At 69.6% G+C, this 18,889-nt stretch carries 20 protein-coding genes; 14 read left to right on the top strand and 6 right to left on the bottom strand.

The window, feature by feature from the left end:
- The first annotated feature begins 27 nt into the window (after positions 1-27).
- Positions 28-1,224, top strand: coding sequence for a YbfB/YjiJ family MFS transporter (locus GNX95_RS31300; RefSeq protein ID WP_163511273.1), 1,197 nt, complete (start codon positions 28-30; stop codon positions 1,222-1,224).
- Here the strand turns inward: GNX95_RS31300 and GNX95_RS31305 are convergent.
- Both GNX95_RS31305 and GNX95_RS31310 read right to left on the bottom strand, forming a co-directional pair.
- Entirely contained in the window at positions 1,211-2,605 is a 1,395-nt protein-coding gene (locus GNX95_RS31305; RefSeq protein WP_163511274.1) for a hypothetical protein, read from the bottom strand. The genes GNX95_RS31300 and GNX95_RS31305 overlap by 14 nt on opposite strands.
- 390 nt (positions 2,606-2,995) lie before the next feature.
- Positions 2,996-3,958, bottom strand: a complete 963-nt coding sequence (locus GNX95_RS31310; protein ID WP_222854066.1) for a 4-hydroxy-3-methylbut-2-enyl diphosphate reductase — start codon at positions 3,956-3,958, stop codon at positions 2,996-2,998.
- Between the two features lie 42 nt (positions 3,959-4,000).
- Here GNX95_RS31310 and xseA point away from each other — a divergent pair, with 42 nt between their 5' ends.
- The 4 genes from xseA (at position 4,001) to GNX95_RS43555 (ending at position 6,850) form a co-directional block, all read left to right on the top strand.
- On the top strand, positions 4,001-5,218 hold the full coding sequence (gene xseA, locus GNX95_RS31315; protein ID WP_343035037.1) for an exodeoxyribonuclease VII large subunit: 1,218 nt from the start codon (positions 4,001-4,003) through the stop codon (positions 5,216-5,218).
- Positions 5,215-5,868 (top strand): hypothetical protein, encoded by a 654-nt coding sequence (locus GNX95_RS31320; protein WP_163511276.1) that lies wholly within the window; start codon positions 5,215-5,217, stop codon positions 5,866-5,868. The genes xseA and GNX95_RS31320 overlap by 4 nt, the downstream gene beginning before the upstream one ends.
- Positions 5,869-5,939: 71 nt before the next feature.
- Positions 5,940-6,617, top strand: a complete 678-nt coding sequence (locus GNX95_RS43550; protein WP_246281823.1) for a hypothetical protein — start codon at positions 5,940-5,942, stop codon at positions 6,615-6,617.
- 17 nt (positions 6,618-6,634) lie between these two features.
- Positions 6,635-6,850, top strand: a complete 216-nt coding sequence (locus tag GNX95_RS43555; RefSeq protein ID WP_246281824.1) for an exodeoxyribonuclease VII small subunit — start codon at positions 6,635-6,637, stop codon at positions 6,848-6,850.
- Here GNX95_RS43555 and GNX95_RS31330 read toward each other — a convergent pair.
- Entirely contained in the window at positions 6,847-7,374 is a 528-nt protein-coding gene (locus GNX95_RS31330) for a DUF4245 domain-containing protein (RefSeq protein WP_163511278.1), read from the bottom strand. The genes GNX95_RS43555 and GNX95_RS31330 overlap by 4 nt on opposite strands.
- Positions 7,375-7,644: 270 nt before the next feature.
- Between GNX95_RS31330 and glpX the strand changes: the two genes are divergently transcribed.
- From glpX to GNX95_RS31350, 4 genes are all read left to right on the top strand, one after another.
- A complete protein-coding gene (glpX, locus tag GNX95_RS31335) occupies positions 7,645-8,673 on the top strand; it encodes a class II fructose-bisphosphatase (protein WP_163512045.1) in 1,029 nt (342 codons plus the stop codon).
- Entirely contained in the window at positions 8,670-9,644 is a 975-nt protein-coding gene (locus GNX95_RS31340) for a carbohydrate kinase family protein (protein WP_163511279.1), read from the top strand. Before glpX ends, GNX95_RS31340 begins: the two co-directional genes overlap by 4 nt.
- A 191-nt stretch (positions 9,645-9,835) precedes the next feature.
- Positions 9,836-11,128, top strand: a complete 1,293-nt coding sequence (locus GNX95_RS31345; RefSeq protein ID WP_163511280.1) for a citrate synthase — start codon at positions 9,836-9,838, stop codon at positions 11,126-11,128.
- Positions 11,128-11,898: an enoyl-CoA hydratase gene (locus tag GNX95_RS31350; RefSeq protein WP_163511281.1), complete on the top strand. Its 771-nt coding sequence runs from the start codon at positions 11,128-11,130 to the stop codon at positions 11,896-11,898. Before GNX95_RS31345 ends, GNX95_RS31350 begins: the two co-directional genes overlap by 1 nt.
- A 226-nt stretch (positions 11,899-12,124) precedes the next feature.
- Here GNX95_RS31350 and GNX95_RS31355 read toward each other — a convergent pair whose 3' ends face one another.
- Entirely contained in the window at positions 12,125-12,838 is a 714-nt protein-coding gene (locus tag GNX95_RS31355) for a FadR/GntR family transcriptional regulator (RefSeq protein ID WP_246281825.1), read from the bottom strand.
- Positions 12,839-12,942: 104 nt separating this feature from the next.
- Here GNX95_RS31355 and GNX95_RS31360 point away from each other — a divergent pair, with 104 nt between their 5' ends.
- Together GNX95_RS31360 and GNX95_RS31365 are read left to right on the top strand one after the other, a co-directional pair.
- Positions 12,943-13,866, top strand: coding sequence for a VOC family protein (locus GNX95_RS31360; RefSeq protein ID WP_163511282.1), 924 nt, complete (start codon positions 12,943-12,945; stop codon positions 13,864-13,866).
- A 30-nt stretch (positions 13,867-13,896) separates the two neighbouring features.
- Complete coding sequence (locus GNX95_RS31365; RefSeq protein WP_163511283.1) at positions 13,897-14,247, top strand: VOC family protein; 351 nt, start codon at positions 13,897-13,899, stop codon at positions 14,245-14,247.
- A 29-nt stretch (positions 14,248-14,276) separates the two neighbouring features.
- Here the strand turns inward: GNX95_RS31365 and GNX95_RS31370 are convergent, their stop codons facing one another.
- A complete protein-coding gene (locus GNX95_RS31370; RefSeq protein WP_163511284.1) occupies positions 14,277-14,954 on the bottom strand; it encodes an EcsC family protein in 678 nt (225 codons plus the stop codon).
- Between the two features lie 239 nt (positions 14,955-15,193).
- On the opposite strand from GNX95_RS31370, the gene GNX95_RS31375 reads away from it, so the two are divergent.
- From GNX95_RS31375 to GNX95_RS31385, 3 genes are all read left to right on the top strand, one after another.
- A complete protein-coding gene (locus GNX95_RS31375; protein ID WP_163511285.1) occupies positions 15,194-16,609 on the top strand; it encodes a class II fumarate hydratase in 1,416 nt (471 codons plus the stop codon).
- On the top strand, positions 16,606-17,142 hold the full coding sequence (locus GNX95_RS31380) for a hypothetical protein (RefSeq protein WP_163511286.1): 537 nt from the start codon (positions 16,606-16,608) through the stop codon (positions 17,140-17,142). Before GNX95_RS31375 ends, GNX95_RS31380 begins: the two co-directional genes overlap by 4 nt.
- 69 nt (positions 17,143-17,211) lie before the next feature.
- Positions 17,212-18,039: a class I SAM-dependent methyltransferase gene (locus GNX95_RS31385; protein WP_163511287.1), complete on the top strand. Its 828-nt coding sequence runs from the start codon at positions 17,212-17,214 to the stop codon at positions 18,037-18,039.
- Between the two features lie 159 nt (positions 18,040-18,198).
- On the opposite strand, the gene GNX95_RS31390 is transcribed toward GNX95_RS31385, so the two are convergent.
- Positions 18,199-18,888 (bottom strand): hypothetical protein, encoded by a 690-nt coding sequence (locus GNX95_RS31390; RefSeq protein ID WP_163511288.1) that lies wholly within the window; start codon positions 18,886-18,888, stop codon positions 18,199-18,201.
- Between the last annotated feature and the right edge of the window lies 1 nt (position 18,889).

The raw sequence follows: 18,889 nt of genomic DNA on the forward strand, positions 1-18,889 counted from the left end.
GAACTGTCCGGCTCGTACGGTGGCGTCATGGCCGTCGAAGAGTGCTCCAGCGCGACGAAAAACCAGGCTGGCACGCTCGTCCTGCTGGTCGCCGGCCTCACCGCCGCCTCGGCGGCGGTCAACGGCCTCGGCCGGTTCGCGTACGCACTGGTGCTGCCGGCGATGCGCGCCGATCTGCACTGGTCGTACGCGACCGCCGGCCTGCTCAACACCGTCAACGCGCTCGGCTATCTGGCTGGTGCGCTGCTCGCCGCACCGGTCGCGGCGCGGCTCGGCCAGCGCCGAGCGCTGCTCATCGCGCTGGTCGTGAGCGCCGTCGCCGTGCTCGCCGCGGCCGCGACCAACTTGGTGCCCGTCCTGCTCGTTCTGCGCCTGACCAGCGGCATCGCCGGTGCGGTCGCGTTCATCGCCGGCGGTGCGCTGACCGCGGCGATCACCGCCGACCTGCCACCACGGCGCGCGGCGCTCTGCCTCGGCCTCTACTTCACCGGACCAGGCATCGGCATCGCGGTGTCCGGCGTGGCGGTGCCGCCGGTGGTCAGCGCGTACGGCTGGCAGCTGGCCTGGGTCATGCTCGGCGTGCTGTGCCTGGCCGGCCTGGTGCTCACCGTGCTGGCCGCGCGCCAGCTGCCGGCCGCCGTCGCCAGCAACCGCGCGCGCGGCCGGATGCCGTTCCGGCCGCTGGTGTCGCTGCTGGTGGCCTACGGCATTTACGGCGCCGGCTACACCGCATACATGACCTTCGTGATCGCCTTCATCACCGCGGCTGGCGCGCGACCGCCGACGATCACGGCGTTTTGGCTGGTCCTCGGCCTGTGCGGGGTCGGCCTGAGCGTGGCCGCCAGTCCGCTGCTCGGCCGGCTGCGTGGGCGATACGCTGCGGCCCTGACGCTCGGCTTCACGACGATCGGTGCCGCCTTGCTCGTCGTCGTGCCGGGTCCGCTGGCGTGGTTCGCCTCGGCGGTGCTCTTCGGCGGCGCGTTCCTCAGCGTGGTCACCGCGGTCACCGGTTGCGCTCAGCTGGTCCTGCCGCCGAGCCACTGGGGAAGGGCGATCGCCGGCCTGACGATCGCCTTCGCGTTCGGCCAGTGCTGCGGTCCGCTGCTGGCCGGCCTGCTCTCCGACCGGGCTGGCGGCGTACCGGCCGGACTCGCGATCGGCGCCGTCCTGCTGGCGGTGAGTACGGTGGCCGCGCTCACTCACCGCACCGCTACGTACGAGTGATCATCGGTCGGAAGGCGTCCTCGATGTCGGAGGCCGACGGCGTGACGAACAGCTGCAGGTCGGCGGTGTGCAGGCGATCCGGACAGCTCGATCCGCCGATCTGCACCTTGGTGTTGACGACCAGGTTGCCGGTGCGCAGCTCGTACGCCTTGATCGGCACCGACACGCGGTAGAACGTCACGTACGAGCCGGCTCCGGTGGTCAGGTCGCGATACGGACAGGTCCGCACGGCCGAGCCGAACTCCGCCTCGCCGGCGCACGCCACCAGCGTCGCGTTGGCGGCGTCGGTGGTCCGCCAGCCGGCCGGCAGGTGCTGGGTGTAGGTGTCGTCGCCGAGGAAGACCGTGCGGTTGTAACCCTTCCTGTACGGCGGTGCGCCGCTGTACGCCGCCGGATAGTCGCAATAGCCGGTGCCGCTGGTGTCCGCGATGAGGCCGCGTACGTCCGCCAGCTCGATCGCCAGAGTGGCCCGCCGTACGCCGTCCTGCGCCTTGGCGAGGAACGGACTGGACGGATACTGGTCGATCACCTGCTGATAGCGGCCGCGCGCCGACGCGAAGGCCGAGGCGGCGAGCAGGATGTCGCCGCAGCCGGCGAGCGCGGCCGGCGCGGCTCGGCGGGCGACCGGAGTCGAGCGGTCGAGCATGTCGTGGCTCTCGAACCGCTGGCCGAGCCAGTCGGTGATCGCGGCGGTGACGCACGGGGACTTGGCCGGAATGCCGCGCAGGAACGGGTCGAGCACGACCTGCACCATCCGCTCGTGTCCCGGTGCCTTGCTGAGAATCCTTTCCATGCCGCGATAAGCCGACTCCAGGTCGGCGGTGTCGCCGCTGCTCAGCGCCGACGCGAGCTGCCGGCGCGCCTCCTGCAGCCGCCAGCAGATCCGCGCCGTGTTGTCGTCGGCGGCCATCAGCGGCGCGTCGGCGACCCGGTGGCCGAGCCAGATCCGGCCGTCGATCTTCAGGGCCTGCGCGCAGTCGCCATGCCGGCGAGCGTCGGAGAAGCCCCAGTTGATGACGAAGGCGTCGGCGCGAAGCACCACGACGCACAACAACAACGGCACCGTGACCGAGGCGGCGACCAGCCGGTGGAAACGCGAGGCGACCAGGTGCGTGTAGCCGCCGGCCAACAACCATCCGTGTGCGATCAGAGCCAGCCACCAGAGGATGACGAGCGCCTCGAACCAGACGTACGGCAACACCGTCGCCATCAGGATGACCAGCAGTCCGCTGGCCAGCGTCGTACCGAGCGCCAGCCACAGCCGGCCGAGCATCAGATAGCCGGCTCCGAGCATCGAGGCGTTGCCGAGCGCGACGGCCAGCGCGTCGCGTGACCGGTCCACCGGCGGGATGTCCGGAGCAGCCATCGTCTGGCGGTCCATCGTGATGCCTTCCTCGCGGAGCGTACGGAGGCCGCCATTGTTGGCCGCCCGCTCCGGGAGGGGTCCCCTCCGTGCAGCTTCCTGTCAGACGACGCAATCGGATCCCGATTGCGTCGTCTGATGACCGCTGACCTGCGGTTTTGTCATAATGACTGCCATTCGGACACCGGCTTTCACCCCCGAATGCGACCTTCTTGACCGTACGGATCGATTCAGAAGGTCAACAAGGTGACAATCGGTCACCGAGGCCGGTGTCCGATTGTCACCGGCCGAGGGAAAACCGCAGGTCAGCACGGGTCCGATGACGCAATCGGATTCCGATTACGTCATCGGCGGATTTTGGGCCCCCGGAAAATTAGTGTGGCGCGCGGGCCGACAGGTTTGGCGGGGTCAGGCCTGTGCGGCTCGTAGGTCGCGCTTGATCTGCTGCGGCAGCTGGAAGGTCAGCCGCTCGTCCGCGGTGGTGACCTCCTCGACCAGGTCGTAGCCGCGCCGCGCCAGCAGGTCGAGGACCTCGGCGACCAGGATCTCCGGTACGGAGGCGCCGCTGGTCAGGCCGACGGTCGTCACGCCGTCCAGCCACTCGTCGCGGATCTGGTGCGCGTAGTCGATCAGCCGTGCGTCGTCGGCGCCCGCGTCCTTGGCCACCTCGACCAGGCGGACAGAGTTGGAGGAGTTGGTCGAGCCGACGACGAGTACGAGCTCGCAGTCCGGCGCCAGCTGCTTCACCGCGACCTGCCGGTTCTGGGTGGCATAGCAGATGTCGTCGGACGGCGGTGCCTGCAGGTTGGGGAAGCGCTGCTTGAGCCGGTCGACGGTCTCCATCGTCTCGTCCACCGACAGCGTGGTCTGGGACAGCCAGACGACCTTGTTCTCGTCCGTGACCTGCACACCGGCGACGCCGGCCGGCCCGTCGACCAGCTGCGTCGCCTCCGGCGCCTCGCCTGCGGTGCCTTCGACCTCCTCGTGGCCTTCGTGGCCGATCAGCAGGATCTGGTAGCCGTCGTCGGCGAACCGCTTGGCCTCCTTGTGCACCTTGGTGACCAGCGGGCAGGTCGCGTCGATGGTGGTCAGGTTGCGCGCCGCCGCCTCGGCGTGGACGGCCGGCGACACGCCGTGCGCGGAGAAGACGACCATGGCGCCCTCGGGCACCTCGGACGTCTCGTCGACGAAGATCGCGCCGCGCTTCTCCAGCGTCTCGACGACGTGCTTGTTGTGCACGATCTGCTTGCGTACGTACACCGGCGGGCCATACAGCTCCAGCGCCTTCTCCACCGTCACCACGGCCCGGTCGACGCCGGCGCAGTAGCCGCGGGGCTTGGCGAGCAGGACACGCTTCCTCGGCGAAGACATGGCCTCCATCGTAGGTCCTGCTCTGGCCATAGGCTGGGGGACGTGAGTGATGGCACCCGCAGTACGCCGGACGAGCCGTGGCCGGTCCGGCTGGTCAGCGCCAAGATCGGCCAGTGGATCGGCCGGCTCGGCGACGTGTGGGTGGAGGGCCAGATCACCCAGCTGTCCCGCCGGCCGGGCGGCGGTGTCGTCTTCCTGACGCTGCGCGACGCGAGCGTCGACATGAGCCTGCCGGTGACCTGCAAGGTCTCGGTCGCCGACGCCTGTGAGACGCCGCTGGCCGAAGGCGTACGCGTCGTCGTACACGCGCGTCCGGACTTCTATCCGGCACGCGGCACGCTGTCGCTGCGCGCCGACGAGTTCCGCGCGGTCGGCATCGGCGAGCTGCTCGCGCGGATCGAGCGGCTCAAGCGGGCATTGGCCGCGGAAGGCTTGTTTGCCGCCGAGCTGAAGCGCCGGCTGCCGTTCCTGCCCAACCGCGTCGGCCTGGTGACCGGCCGCGCGTCCGCCGCCGAGCGAGACGTCGTCACCAACGCGCGCGCTCGGTGGCCGGCGGTCGAGCTGCGGATCGAGAACGTCGCCGTGCAAGGCGTGTCGGCGGTGCCGCAGATCATCGAGGCGGTGGAAGCGCTCGACGCCGATCCGCAGGTCGACGTGATCGTGCTGGCGCGCGGCGGCGGCAGCGTCGAGGACCTGCTGCCCTTCTCCGACGAGGCGCTGATCCGTACGGTCTTCCGCTGCCGCACGCCGGTGGTGTCGGCGATCGGCCACGAGCCGGACAGCCCGCTGCTCGACCTGGTCGCCGACGTACGCTGCTCGACCCCGACCGACGCCGGCAAGCGGATCGTGCCGGACTGGTCGGAGGAACGCGACCGGATCGCGGTCGCCCGCGGCCGGCTGGACAGCGCGGTCAACAACCGGCTGGACGCCGAGCGGTCCTGGCTCGACGCCGTACGCTCACGGCCGGCGCTCGCGCGTCCTGAGGTGCTGCTCGACCAGCTGGCCGACCAGATCCGCGCGCTGACCGACCGCGCGGCCCGGGTGCTGGAGCACCGTACGGAGTCGGCCCGCACCGACATCGAGCACCTGCGCGCGCGGGTCGTATCGCTCTCTCCCGCGGCGACGCTGGAGCGCGGATATGCGGTCGTACAACGGAAAGACGGTCACGTCGTCCGCCAACCGTCCGATGTGGACAGTGGTGACACGGTACGGCTGCGGCTGGCCGACGGTGAGCTGACCGCCACGGTGGAGCCGGGATGAGCTTCCGGCCGGAGGACTACCGGCCGCCGGACATCGCACCCGCCCCACCGCGCCGGCACTGGAAAATCCCCGGCTGGCTGGTCGCGCTCGCCTGTGTCGCCGCGCTCGCGGTGCTGGCGGTGGCCGGCGTACGACTGCTGCTGCATTCCACCCCGGCCAGCAACGACCGGTTCCAGACTTTCCCCACCGAGCCGCGAAAACTCGTCAGCGCCGACTCGCTCGCGATCGTCATCCCGGACGCGAGCGAGCCCTACTGTGACGCCGTCCACGACCTGGTCGTGCAGAAATGGCGGCTGTGCATCTGGCAGAGCGGCACCGGCACGGGCATCCGTCAGCTGACCGCGACCGTCCGCTTTTTCCCCACCAGCGCCCAGAAAGTCAGCGGTGCCGCGGCGGCGCTGGCGGACCTGGCACGACTGCGTACGACATTGTCCGACGTCACCGACATCCCCAAACTCGGCGATCGCGCCTTCAGCGGTTTCGACCGTACGGCCGACAAAGTCGTGACCGCGGTGGCGATCTCCAACGTGACCGTGCAGGCGACCTACACCGAGCGGCTGTCGGTCGCCGCCACCGCCGACATCGCGCCGGCGGGCTGGCGGTCGGCCAGCGACCGGGTCGCGCGGGAAATGGTCCGCCGGCTGCGTTGACCGATCAGCCGATGGCGCCGGTTCTCCTGGTCGGGCACGCTCCGGCATGCGGTTGGAGAAACGGGGAGCACATGAACGACACACCGCCGCCGGTGCCACGGCCCGGCGACTTTCAGCTCGCGCCACCGCCGCCGGAGGCACCGCCGAAGCCGCGCCGTAAGGGCCTGTGGATCGGCATCGGACTCGGCGGCCTGTTGATCGTGTTGTGCCTGGTCGCCGGCGTCGTGCTCGTCGGCACCGGCCTCTACATGGGCGTCCGCGGCACACCGGACCGATATCACGACGCGATGCGTCCTGACCAGGTGATGCCGGCCGACGCGGCCAAGGTGGGCGCCTCCGGCGGCACCGCCGAGGTGAGCTGCCGAGAGGACCAGCGACCGAAGGCCTACCAGCACGAGTGCGTCTGGGATGGCGCGTCGCTGGACAGCGGCCAGACGTCGAGCCTTTGGGTGATCATCACCGTTTTTCCCACGGAGAAACAGGAAATGGTCTCCGGGACGGTGGCGGCGGCGGCCGCGGTGGCGGTTACCAGAAAGGCGCTGAAAGACGTGAGGACGCTGACCGGCGTCGGCGATCTGGCGTACGTGGGATGGTGCGTGAGCCCCTGGGAGGCTCGCGTCGTCTTCGTGAAAGGCAACGCCGCCGTCGTCGTCGACTATGGCCTCGACCCCGCGCTGGACGGTTCCAAGCCGGCCGACTGGTCGGCCAACGCCGTGACGGTCGCGCGGCGACTCGCCGCGGTGATGTGAGCCGTACGATCGGACCTGTGGCTGAACCCAACGCCGACATCGCCGAGCTGTCCTACGAGCAGGCTCGCGCCGAGCTCGCGCAGGTCGTACAGAAGCTGGAGACCGGCGGCGTGCCGCTGGAGGAGTCGCTGGCGCTGTGGGAACGCGGCGAGGCACTGGCCGACGCCTGCCAGTCGTGGCTCGACGGCGCACGCAAGAAACTCGACGCGGCGCGAGCCGCGCGCAACGCCTAAGCGCGCAGCGAGGCGGCTAGGGCGTTGAGCTCGGAGTCCGGCATCTGGCCGATCACCAGCACGGTGTATTTCGGCTGCTGGTAGACCAGCGCGCGCTCCTTGTCGCGGCCGGTGTAGACCTGCCAGTCGCGGCCGCCGACCGTACGCGCACCGACCGGCGGGCGTACGCCGCCGAGTTCGTCCGGCAGCAGCGTCGTCACGGCCACGTCGCTCTGCACCAGGCGCGCCGGACCGCCGGTCGGACTGATGAAGCCGACCCGCAGCGTCGCCGTGCCGCCGCTGCCCAGCGTCACATCGGCGCGGGTCACCGACCAGTTGGACAGGCCGCGCGCCTCCAGCACCGGATAGCGGTTGGCGGCGCGTGCCTGGTCGTACGCGGACGACGGGTCGACGGTCGCCGGACCGCCGGAGAGCCACTGCCAGATCAGCACGAGCGCGACGATCGGCACCAGCAGGAGCCCGAGGCTGAGCGCCATGTTGCGCAACATGGGGTTGGCCCGGGACGGGACGGATGAGCTGCTCACTCCCTAACCGTACGACCACCCCATAAGAGGTCGCGCAGATACGGGAGTGGGTGCGAGTCGAGATCCAGGCGTCGTCTGCCGGTGCCGCGGGGCCGGCCGTCGTAGCAGCGCTACTTTGGCTGGTCCCGTCGGTGCCGGCAGGCGGCGCCCGGGCTCGGCAATCGCCCGCTCCCGTATCTGCGCGACCTCTAAGCTGCTAGCCAGACACTGGGGAGGCAGAAAGTGAATGAGCACGGCCGCGTCGGCGGCAACGGTCCGGACCCGGCCGACCTGGGGACCCACCAGGGCGACCCGACCGTACGCAACCCGGAGGCACCGGACCGCAACCTGGCGCTCGAGCTGGTCAGGGTGACCGAGGCGGCCGCGATGGCGGCCGGCCGGTGGGTCGGCCGCGGCGACAAGAACGGCGGCGACGGCGCGGCCGTCGACGCGATGCGGCAGCTGATCAACGGCGTCTCGATGCGTGGTGTCGTGGTCATCGGCGAAGGCGAGAAGGACCACGCACCGATGCTCTACAACGGCGAGCAGGTCGGCGACGGCACGGGTCCGGAGTGCGACGTGGCGGTCGACCCGATCGACGGCACGACGTTGATGGCCAAGGGCATGCCAAACGCGATCGCCGTGCTGGCGCTGTCCGAACGCGGTGCGATGTTCGACCCGTCCGCGGTGTTCTACATGGAAAAGCTCGCGGTCGGCCCGGACTGCGCCGGTGTCGTCGACATCACCGCGCCGGTCGCCGAGAACATCAAGCGCATCGCGAAGGCCAAGGACACCGGCGTCGGCGACGTGACGGTCTGCATCCTGGACCGGCCGCGGCACGAAAACCTGGTGAAACAGGTGCGCGAGACCGGCGCTCGCATCCAGTTCATCTCCGACGGCGACGTGGCCGGCGCGATCTCCGCGGCACGCGACACCACCTCGGTCGACGTACTGATGGGCATCGGCGGCACGCCGGAAGGCATCATCGCCGCCTGCGCGCTCAAATGCATGGGTGGCGAGATCCAGGCCCGGCTGTGGCCGCGCGACGACGCCGAGCGGCGAAAGGCGCTGGACGCCGGCCACGACCTCGACCGCGTGCTGCGCACCGACGACCTGGTACGCGGCGACAACGTCTTCTTCTGCGCGACCGGCGTCACCGACGGCGACCTGCTCGGCGGCGTACGGTATCGGCGCGGCGGCGCGGCGACGCACTCGTTGGTGATGCGGTCCAAGAGCGGCACGATCCGGGTGATCGACAGCTGGCACTCGCTGACCAAGCTGAAGGCGTACTCGCTCGTCGATTTCGACCAGGTTCCATGAGTTCTCCGGTTATCGCTGTCATAGGCGAGAACATCGTCGATCTCGTACCCGCCGGCGACGGCCTGCTGCAGCCGATTCTCGGCGGCAGTGGGGCGAACACCGCCGTCGCGGCCGCGCGGCTCGGCACGCCGACGGCGTTGCTGGCGCGGATCGGCTCGGACGCTTTTGGCCGGCAGATCCGGGAAAGACTGGCCAGCGACGGCGTCGACGGCCGTTTTCTGGTGCAGGCGGCGCAACCTTCGTCGCTGGCGGTCGTGTCCTTCGACGACCAGCGCCGCGCCTCGTACGATTTCTGGGTCACCGGCACGGCCGACTGGCAGTGGCAGCCGGGCGAGTTGCCGGAGAAACTTCCGGATTCCGTACGCGCGCTGCTGATCGGCTCGATCGCGGCGCTCCAGCCGCCGGGCGCGGCTGCCATCGCCGCGTTCGCTCAACGTGTCGCCGGGCCGGTCACGCTGGCCTTCGACCCCAACCTTCGGCCCTCGATCGTCGGCACCGGTCCGGAGGTGACCGCCACGGTCGAGCGGCTGGTCGGGATGTCGCAGCTGGTGAAGGTCAGCGACGAGGACCTCGACCACCTTTATCCAAGTCGTGATCCGTCGGCCGCGGTGGCGCAGTGGGCCGCTTCCGGACCAGCGCTGGTCGTGTTGACCCGCGGCGGCGACGGCGCCGAGGCGGTCGCCGGCGACGAGCACATCTCGGTGGCGGCGCCGAAGATCGAGCTGGTCGACACCGTCGGCGCCGGCGACAGTTTCGCCGGTACGCTGCTGCACGGCCTGGCCGGCGCCGGCGCGCTTGGTCCCGGTTTGTCGCGCGCGCTGGCCGAAAGCGGACTCGCCGACGCGGTCGGTCCGGCCGTACGCGCCGCGGTGGTCGCGGCGGCCCTGACATGCACGCGTGAGGGTGCCGACCCACCGACCGCCGCTGAGCTGGCCACGGCGCTCACACGTTATCCACAGAATCGGTCCTAGCAGGACAGTTACCGGCTGTGCGTTGGAGAAAAATCACACCCGGCAAAGCGGACTGCCGGCTCTGGTAGAGGTGCCGCCGGGTGGCCGGACGAGTAGCGTTCTACCTGCGTGCGTTACCGGCGCGTAGGTCTTATGAAGGGGAGTTCCCTCCACGATCTGGACCCTCCCCGCCCTGGACGAAAGGCCCCTTGATGACAGACCAGAGCACCACCGTCCTTCGTTACCCGGGCGGCGAGCTCGAGATGCCGATCATCCCGGCGACCGAAGGCAACTCCGGGATCGACTCCTCCAAACTGCTCGCGAAGACCGGCCTGGTGACACTGGACACCGGCTTCGTGAACACCGGCTCCTGTCAGTCCGCGATCACCTACATCGACGGCGACGCCGGCATCCTGCGTTACCGCGGCTATCCGATCGAGCAGCTGGCCGAGCAGTCCTCCTTCCTGGAGGTCAGCTACCTGCTCATCTACGGCGAGCTGCCGACCGCCGCGCAGCTGGCCGAATTCGACAGCCAGATCCGCCACCACACGCTGTTGCACGAGGACCTGAAGCGGTTCTTCGACGGTTTTCCGCGCGACGCGCATCCGATGCCGGTGCTCGCCTCCGCGGTCAACGCGCTTTCCACGTTCTACCAGGACAACCTCAACCCGACCGACAAGGCGAGCGTGGAGCTGTCCACCATCCGGCTGCTGGCCAAGCTGCCGACGATCGCCGCGTACGCGTACAAGAAGTCGGTCGGCCAGCCGTTCCTCTATCCGGAGAACTCCCTTGGCCTGGTGGAAAACTTCCTCCGGTTGACCTTCGGCTTCCCGGCCGAGCCGTACGAGGTCAACGAAACCGCGCGGGCCGCGCTGGACCTGCTGCTGATCCTGCACGCCGACCACGAGCAGAACTGCTCGACCTCGACGGTGCGTACGGTCGGCTCCGCGCAGGCCAACCTGTTCGCCTCGATCGCGGCCGGCATCAACGCGCTGTCCGGTCCCTCGCACGGCGGCGCCAACCAGGCCGTGTTGGAAATGCTGGAAAACATTCACCAGAGCGACGACGACGTGGACAGTTTCGTCGCCAAGGTGAAAAACCGCGAGGCCGGCGTCCGGCTGATGGGTTTTGGCCACCGCGTCTACAAAAACTACGATCCGCGCGCCGCGCTGGTGAAGAAGATGGCCGACGACGTGCTGCACAAGCTGGGCGTCGACGACCCGCTGCTGGACATCGCTGTGGAGCTGGAACAGCACGCGCTGAAGGACGAGTATTTCATCGAGCGCAAGCTCTATCCGAACGTCGACTTCTACACCGGCCTGATCTACAAGGCGCTCGGTTTCCCCAACCGGATGTTCACCGTGCTGTTCGCGCTCGGCCGGCTGCCTGGCTGGATCGCGCAGTGGCGGGAGATGATGGACGACAAGGCGTTCAAGATCAGCCGGCCGCGGCAGATCTACATCGGCCCCGGCGAGCGCGACTATGTCGGGATCGACAACCGGTAATGTCCGGTGACCTGCTGGTCGAGCGCGACGGCGCGGCGCTGACCGTCACGTTCAACCGGCCGCGGCAACGCAACGCGATGACCGCGAAGATGTACGACGGCCTGGTCGCGGCCTGCGACCGGGCCGACGCCGAGGACGGCGTCAAGGTCCTGGTGTTGCGCGGTGCCGGCGGCGAGGCTTTCATCGCCGGCACCGACATCTCCGAGTTCGCCGGGTTTTCCGGCACCGACGGCATCGCGTACGAGGCCCGCGTTTCCGACGTGCTCGACCGGGTCGAAAGCGTCCGCGTGCCGACTTTGGCCGTACTGACCGGATATTGCGTCGGCGCCGGTGTGCCACTGGCCTCCGCGTGCGACGTGCGGATCGCCACCGACGACACACAAATCGGCATCCCGGTGGCGCGTACGCTCGGAAACTGCCTGTCGGTCAAGACCTACGCACTGCTGGAGTCGCGCCTCGGCGCCGCCCGCCTGCTCGACATGGTCGTACGCGCACGGCTGATCCCGGCCGGCGAGGCGTTGGCCGCCGGTTTTCTTTCTTCGGTGTGCGTGGCGGCGGAGCTGCCCGAGCTGGTCGGCGATTTCGTACGCACGCTGAGCTCACACGCGCCACTGACGATGTGGGCAACGCGCGAATCCTTGCGGCGCCTGCGAAACTCCTCCCTGCCGGCCGACGACGACATCCTCGCCGAGGTCTATGGCAGCGCCGACTTCGCCACCGGCGTGGCCAGCTTCCTCGCCAAACAACGTCCCACCTGGACCGGCCGGTAGCCGCGAAAGTATCCGCTACGGCGCGAAACTGTCCTACCCCTGTGCCAATCTGGGCCCCCACCCAAATCGGGTGGGGGGTGGGTTCGCGTGGCTACTTACCCAAGTAGCGAAAATGATCTTGATGGCGGCGCCGGCCCCGCCGACAGCGGGCCGGTCTCCCTGATCTCTCGCCGCAGTCCGGCCCGCCACGAGCCGTGCACGTAGGGAGTCCCTGCGACCGGCCCACTTACGACGCCGGCGCCGGATTGTGTTGCGCGACAAGGCGTACGGCCGCCGCCGAGTCCCGCGCCGCGATCGCCTCGACGAGGTCGGCGTGCAGCACCAGGCGGCCGGCCAGATACTCCGGATCACCGGTGGCCGGCAGCGCGCCGAGCGTGTGCGACTCGATGAGGTCCAGCAGGCTGGTGTAGAGCGACCGCAGGATCGGATGCGGACTCACCGCGGCGATCCGCGCGTGCAGCGACCAGTTGGCGTGCAGGAACGCGGTCGCGTCCAGCGCCTGGGCGGCCGCCGCCATGTCGGCGACTTTCGCTTTCATGGCAGCGATATCGGCCGGGCTCGCATGCCACATCGCGTCCTCGACCAGCAGCGGCTCGAGAGCGTCGCGGATGCGTACGGCCTCGGCGACCGACGCCTGGCCGGTGTCCAGCGCGAGTACGGAGTTGCCGAGCCGGACCATCGGCGACTGCTCGGCGGCGAAAAGGCCACCGCCGGGGCCCGGCCGTACGGTCACCAACCCGCGCGCCTGCAACAGCCGCAGCGCCTCGTTGAGCGTGCCGACCGACACTCCACAGTGCACACGCAGGTCCTCCTTGGTGCCGAGCCGCGCACCTGGTGGGCGCTCGGCGGCGAGCGCGGCGATCCGGTCGGCGGCCATCTCCGCGCGGGTCGGTGGATTGCGCAACGCGGCCACCTCGACCCGCGGCGAAGCAGCGTCCACCGGATCTCCCCTCGTCGGCGTGGCGGACCACCTTGACACGTACGCCGGACCAGCGGCAAGGTTTACGTCCTATTCATCATGGTGATTACTCCGCAGGAGCGGACATGTCGTTGCACCGGCTCACCTCCGTGACCGTCGGAGTGCCAAATGTCGCCGAGACCGCCGCCTACTACGCCGACTTCGGCCTGACGCCGGTCGCCGACGGCTGGCTGTCCACCATCGACGGCGGCCAGCAGCTCCGGGTCGTACGTGCACCGACCCGGCGGCTGGTCGCGATGACCGTCGGCGCCGACGACATCGACGACCTGGACCGGATCGGCCGTCAACTGTCCACATTGGACATCGCCGCCGAACGCACCGGCGAGCGGCTGGAGGCGGTCGAGCCGGTCGCCGGTTTCCGCGTGACCGTTGAGGTTTCCGCACGGCTGGAGCAGCCGGCGCTGGAGCCGACCGCCTACAACGGGCCCGGCCGCGTCGAGCGGACCGGCGAGCGTGCGCCGGGTGTGCTGCGAGAGTCGGCCGTACGACCATACAAGCTCGGTCACGTCGTTGTCGGCACCGTCGACCCTGAGGCCACACAGCGGTTTTTCACCGCGGGGCTGGGATTTCGGACCAGCGACTACATCAAGGACGCCGGTGCGTTCATGCGCTGCTCGACCGACCATCACAACGTGCTCGCGCTGCGCGCGCCGGTCAACTTCCTGCACCACACGTCGTGGCAGGTCGCCGACATCGACGACGTCGGCCGAGGTGCCGCCGCGATGCTCGCGGACCATCCGGAGCGGCACGTGTGGGGCCTGGGCCGGCACCACGCCGGCTCCAACTTCTTCTGGTATCTCAAGGATCCGGCCGGCAACTTCTCCGAGTATTACTCCGACATGGACTGCATCGTCGACGACCAGCTCTGGACGCCGGAGGTGCTGGACGGCGCGCGCGGCCTGTTCAACTGGGGTCCGCCTCCGCCGCCGTCCTTCCTGCGTCCGGACGACCTGGCCGCGCTCATGACCGGCGCACACGCAACCTCGTAACTGTCGGAGGCGGCCGCTACGTTGGCGACCATGACACTGAACATCGCGATGGTGACCATCGACTGCGACAACCCGCGCAAGCTCGCCGAGTTCTGGGGTCCGGCGCTGGATCTGGCCATCCTCGGCGACTACGGCGAGTTCGTGTTCCTCGGCCGCGAAGGCGGGATCAACGTCGGCCTGCAGAAGGTGCCGGAGCCGCGCGCCGGCAAGAACCGGATCCATCTCGACCTGCGCGGCGACGGCGAGACGCGCGCGGCGGCGACCGAGCGGCTGGTCAAGCTCGGCGCCACGGTGAAGGCCGAGCACCGCCAGCCGGGCATCGTGTGGACCGTGCTGACCGACCCGGAAGGCAACGAGTTCTGCGTCGGCGAGCACGCCTGACGGTCAGGCCCGTAGGCACCGCCACACCGTCAGTCGACGACCTCGCCGTCGATGACGTTGGGGCCGTACGGCGTGCTCGCGAACAACCGGCGCGCGCGGTCGGCGACCCGCTTGGTGGACACCAGGTCGAAGACACCGCCGACCACCGCGCCGACCACCGGGATGATCCTGCTGGCACCGGTCGAGGCGACCCGCGAGGCGATGAAGCCTGCGGACTTCCCGGCGGCGACCCGCGTGGCGACTCGCTGCGCGGCCTTCGCCTGCACGCGCGGCAGCAACACGCCGGCGGCCTTCTTTCCCGCCGTGACGCCGGTGCTCTTGGCCGCCTCGGACGACGCCGTGCCGGCGACACACGACTCGATCGCGCCGCGTACGCCCAGGTCGGCGAGGTCGTGGCCGTGCGCGTACGCGATCGCCGCGGTCAGCCGGGCCTGCACCAGCAGCGTCGCGGCCAGGCCGACCGGCGCGCCGATCGCCGCGGTCACGAGGCCACCGACGCTGGTCACCGCGCCCTGCAACGCCGCGTGGCCGCACTGCGTCTTCACCAGCCGCGCGCTGATCTCCTCGGCCGACATGCCTTTGCGCCGCAGCGGATCGACCAGGTCGCGCGCACCGCGAAACGGACCGATGCCGTCGATGCCGGCATCGATCGCGCGCTGCAGCCACGACACCAGCACGTTGTCCGACTTGGCCGCCAAGACCCCCACCACGCCTCCCGTACGCCGCAGAATGTGGTACACCCAGTCTGCCGTGCATCTTCACAACATGCTTGGCAGGTGCCCCGCATCGGGAATCCGACCATTCGTTCCAGCGCCCAGACAACGCCTGAACACCCCGGACGGATGTCCGAACACAACCCGGTACGAGGACACCCCTCCGGCGCGCTCAGCCGCCGTCTGGATCACCGGACTGAACGGCCGGATTCCCGATGCGGGACACTGGGCTCATGGCCGACACCACTTCCGAACAGCAGTACCGGATCGAGCACGACACCATGGGTGAGGTCAGAGTGCCGATCGACGCGCGCTGGCGGGCCCAGACGCAGCGCGCGGTGGAAAACTTCCCGATCTCCGGCCGTACGCTGGAGCAGGCGCACGTGGCCGCGCTGGCCCGGATCAAGGCCGCCGCCGCGAAGGTCAACGCCAAGCTCAAGGTCGTCGACAAGGACATGGCCGCGGCGATCCAGGAGGCCGCCGCCGAGGTCGTCGCCGGCCGGTGGGACGACCAGTTCCCCATCGACGTGTTCCAGACCGGCTCGGGCACCTCCAGCAACATGAACATGAACGAGGTGCTGGCCACGCTGGCGACCGAGAAGCTCGGCCGGCCGGTGCACCCTAACGACCACGTCAACGCGAGCCAGTCGTCCAACGACACCTTCCCGTCGTCGATCCACGTGGCGGCCACCGAGGCGGTCGTACGCGACCTGGTCCCCGCGCTCGAGCACCTGGCGAAGTCGTTGCGGCGCAAGGAAAAGAAGTTCGCGGCGATCGTCAAGCCGGGTCGTACGCACCTGATGGACGCGACACCGGTGACGCTTGGCCAGGAGTTCGGCGGCTATGCCACCCAGGTCGAGCGCGGCATCCAGCGGCTGGAGGCCTCGCTGCCGCGGCTGGCCGAGCTGCCGCTGGGGGGCACCGCGGTCGGCACCGGCATCAACACGCCGCCCGGCTTCTCCGCAGCGGTGATCTCCGAGCTGGCCAAGGCCACCAAGCTGCCGCTGACCGAGGCCGTCGACCACTTCGAGGCACAGGGCGCACGCGACGGCCTGGTGGAGACCTCCGGCCAGCTGCGTACGATCGCGGTCGGCCTTTTCAAGATCGCCAACGACATCCGCTGGCTCGGCTCCGGTCCGCGTACCGGCCTCGGCGAGATCGCGCTGCCCGACCTGCAACCCGGCTCCTCGATCATGCCCGGCAAGGTCAACCCGGTCATCTGCGAGGCCGTACGCCAGGTGTCCGCGCAGGTCGTCGGCAACGACGCCGCGGTCGCCTTCGGCGGCGCGACCGGCGACTTCGAGCTCAACGTGATGCTGCCGGTGATCGCCGCCAACCTGCTGGAGTCGATCCGGCTGCTGGCCAACGTGTCGCGGCTGTTCGCCGACAAGTGCGTCGACGGCATCACCGCCAACGCCGACCGCGCCGGCGCGCTGGCCGGCTCGTCGCCGTCGGTGGTCACGCCGCTCAACCGCTACATCGGCTACGAGAACGCTGCCAAGGTCGCCAAGCACGCGATCGCGCAGAACCTGACCATCCGCGAGGCCGTACACGACCTCGGTTTCGTCGCCGACGAGGCCGGCGACGGCGTGGTGACCGAGAAGCAGCTCGACGCGGCCCTCGACCTGCTGTCGATGACGCACCCATGATGAACATCGAGCGCGTCGTCCTGCGCTTCCAGCAGGCCGTCGAGGTCGTCAACGCCGACAGCCCCGGCGGGAACGCCGTACACCTCGCCGACGACGACACGTTGGAGCCGTTGCGCGCCGAGTTCGGCGACCGGATCCCCGAGGAGATCACCCAGTTCTTCTCGCACATCCGGTCGGTCGAGCTGCCCGGCGCGTGGAAGGGCTACACGATCGGGCCGCCGGAGTGGATCGCCGAGGTGCACCGCTCCGGCCGGCCCGCGTACGTGCGGCAGGGCGGCAAGACACACGAGGTGATGATCGTCGCCAGCAACGGCGCCGGCGTGCTTTACGCGCTGGAGCTGCCCTACGACGGTCCGGTGTGGGTGTTGCCGCATTCGACGATCGAGGACGGCGTCTACGACGCGGACACCCCGGAGGCGCTGGTATACCGGCCGGTCGGCGAGTCGTTCGGCTATTTCGTCGAGCAGATCGCCACGTACGCGCTGGTCCGGGAGGACATCGACCTCTTCGACCCGTACAAGCTCAGGTGGTAGTGCCTTCGGAACGCGCGGAGAGGGAAATGCGGTCGCGTACGCGCGGCGTGGCGTGCGATCGTGCCGAGCGTGGAAGACTACGTGAGGTTCAACCAGGCGTCGTGGGACGAGCGCGCGCCGGTGCATGCCACGTCGCGTGACTATCACGTCGAGGCATACAAGACCGATCCGAAGCTGCTGAGCCAGGTGGTGACCTTCGACCTGCCGCGGCTCGGCTCGGTCGAGGGACTGCGCGGCGTGCACCTGCAGTGTCACATCGGCACCGACACCGTCTCGCTGTCGCGGCTCGGCGCGAAGATGACCGGCCTGGACTTCTCCGCCGCCTCGCTCGCCGAGGCGCGCGCACTGGTACGCGACAGCGGCGACGACGTGGATTTCGTACAGGGCAACGTGTACGACGCCGTCGAGTTGCTCGGCGAGGGACAGTTTGACCTGGTCTTCACCGGCATCGGCGCGCTGTGCTGGATCCCCGACATCCGCCGCTGGGCCGGTGTCGTGGCCGCGCTGCTCCGGCCGGGCGGCCGGCTGTTCATCCGCGAAGGCCACCCGATGCTGTGGTCTCTGGACGATCCGCGCGAGGACGGCCTGCTGGCCGTCGAGTTTCCCTATTTCGAGCGGAAAGAGGCGACCGTCTGGACCGAGGGCGGCACGTACGTGGAGACCGATCACGTCTTCGCCAACAACACCACGCACGAGTGGAACCACGGCCTCGGCGAGATCGTGACCGCACTGCTGGCCAACGGCCTGCGGCTGACCATGCTGGAGGAGCACGAGTCGGCGCCGTGGGACCCGCTGCCGGGGATGAGCGAGCGGCTGCCGGACGGCGAGTTCCGGCTGGCCGACCGGCCGTGGCGGCTGCCGCAGACCTACACGCTGCAGGCGGTCAAGCCAGGCTGAGAGACTGTTGGGGACTGAGGTGCGCGAGAGTCGAGATCCAAACGTCGCCCTGCCAGTGCCGGACGGAAGCCCAAATAGCAGCGCTATGGTGGGGTTTCGTCCGGTGCCGGCAGGCGGCGTTTGGGCTCGGCTATCGCGTGCCTGAGTTCCCCAACAGTCTCAGAGCGCCGGAGCGACCCTGGCCGAGCCGATGCCGCGGTCCGGCTTGCCGAGCCGGAAACGTACGCGCCCCTTGAGCACGGTGCCCGACTCGGCCAGGCCGTCGGTCAGCGGCTCGCCGGCGAACAGCGTGAACGTCCACCGCTGGTTGGCCTCGCAGTCCGGTGGCGCGGCGCCGCACTGCAGCACACGCGCACCCCACAGCTGGCGGATCATCAGCGGCCGCGTGTCGACGCCGTCGACGGCCAGGTCGTCGGACTCGGTGACCTGCCGCCAGCTGCCCAGCGCCGGGCCGTACGCGCCGGTCACGGTCACCACCATCGTCCAGGGCGCCCCTGACACACCGAGCACGCCGTCGGGCAGCCGCTCGTCGAAAACGTCGGGAGACGGCTGGCCGAGCTGGTCGGTGCGTACGTCCGCCGGCAGCGCCCGCCGCGTGTCGAGCAACGCCGGATCCGGCACCAGCAGCACGCCATAGGTCACCTCGTCGGCGAACCGCGCTCCGGCGAAACGTGCCGACAGCGCCCGCGCACGCTCCTGCGCGGATTTCCACTGCTCGGCGGTGAAAGCGTCGGCGAGGTAGTCGCGCGTGATCGCCGGCAGGCCGGCGGCGGCCACCAGCCGCGCGACCGAGCCGCACGCGGACCAGCCGGATGCAGCCAACGTGTCGATCTGCGCTGCCTTGAACACG

It is taken from the genome of Fodinicola acaciae (genome assembly GCF_010993745.1).
Taxonomy (GTDB): Bacteria; Actinomycetota; Actinomycetes; order Mycobacteriales; family HKI-0501; genus Fodinicola; species Fodinicola acaciae.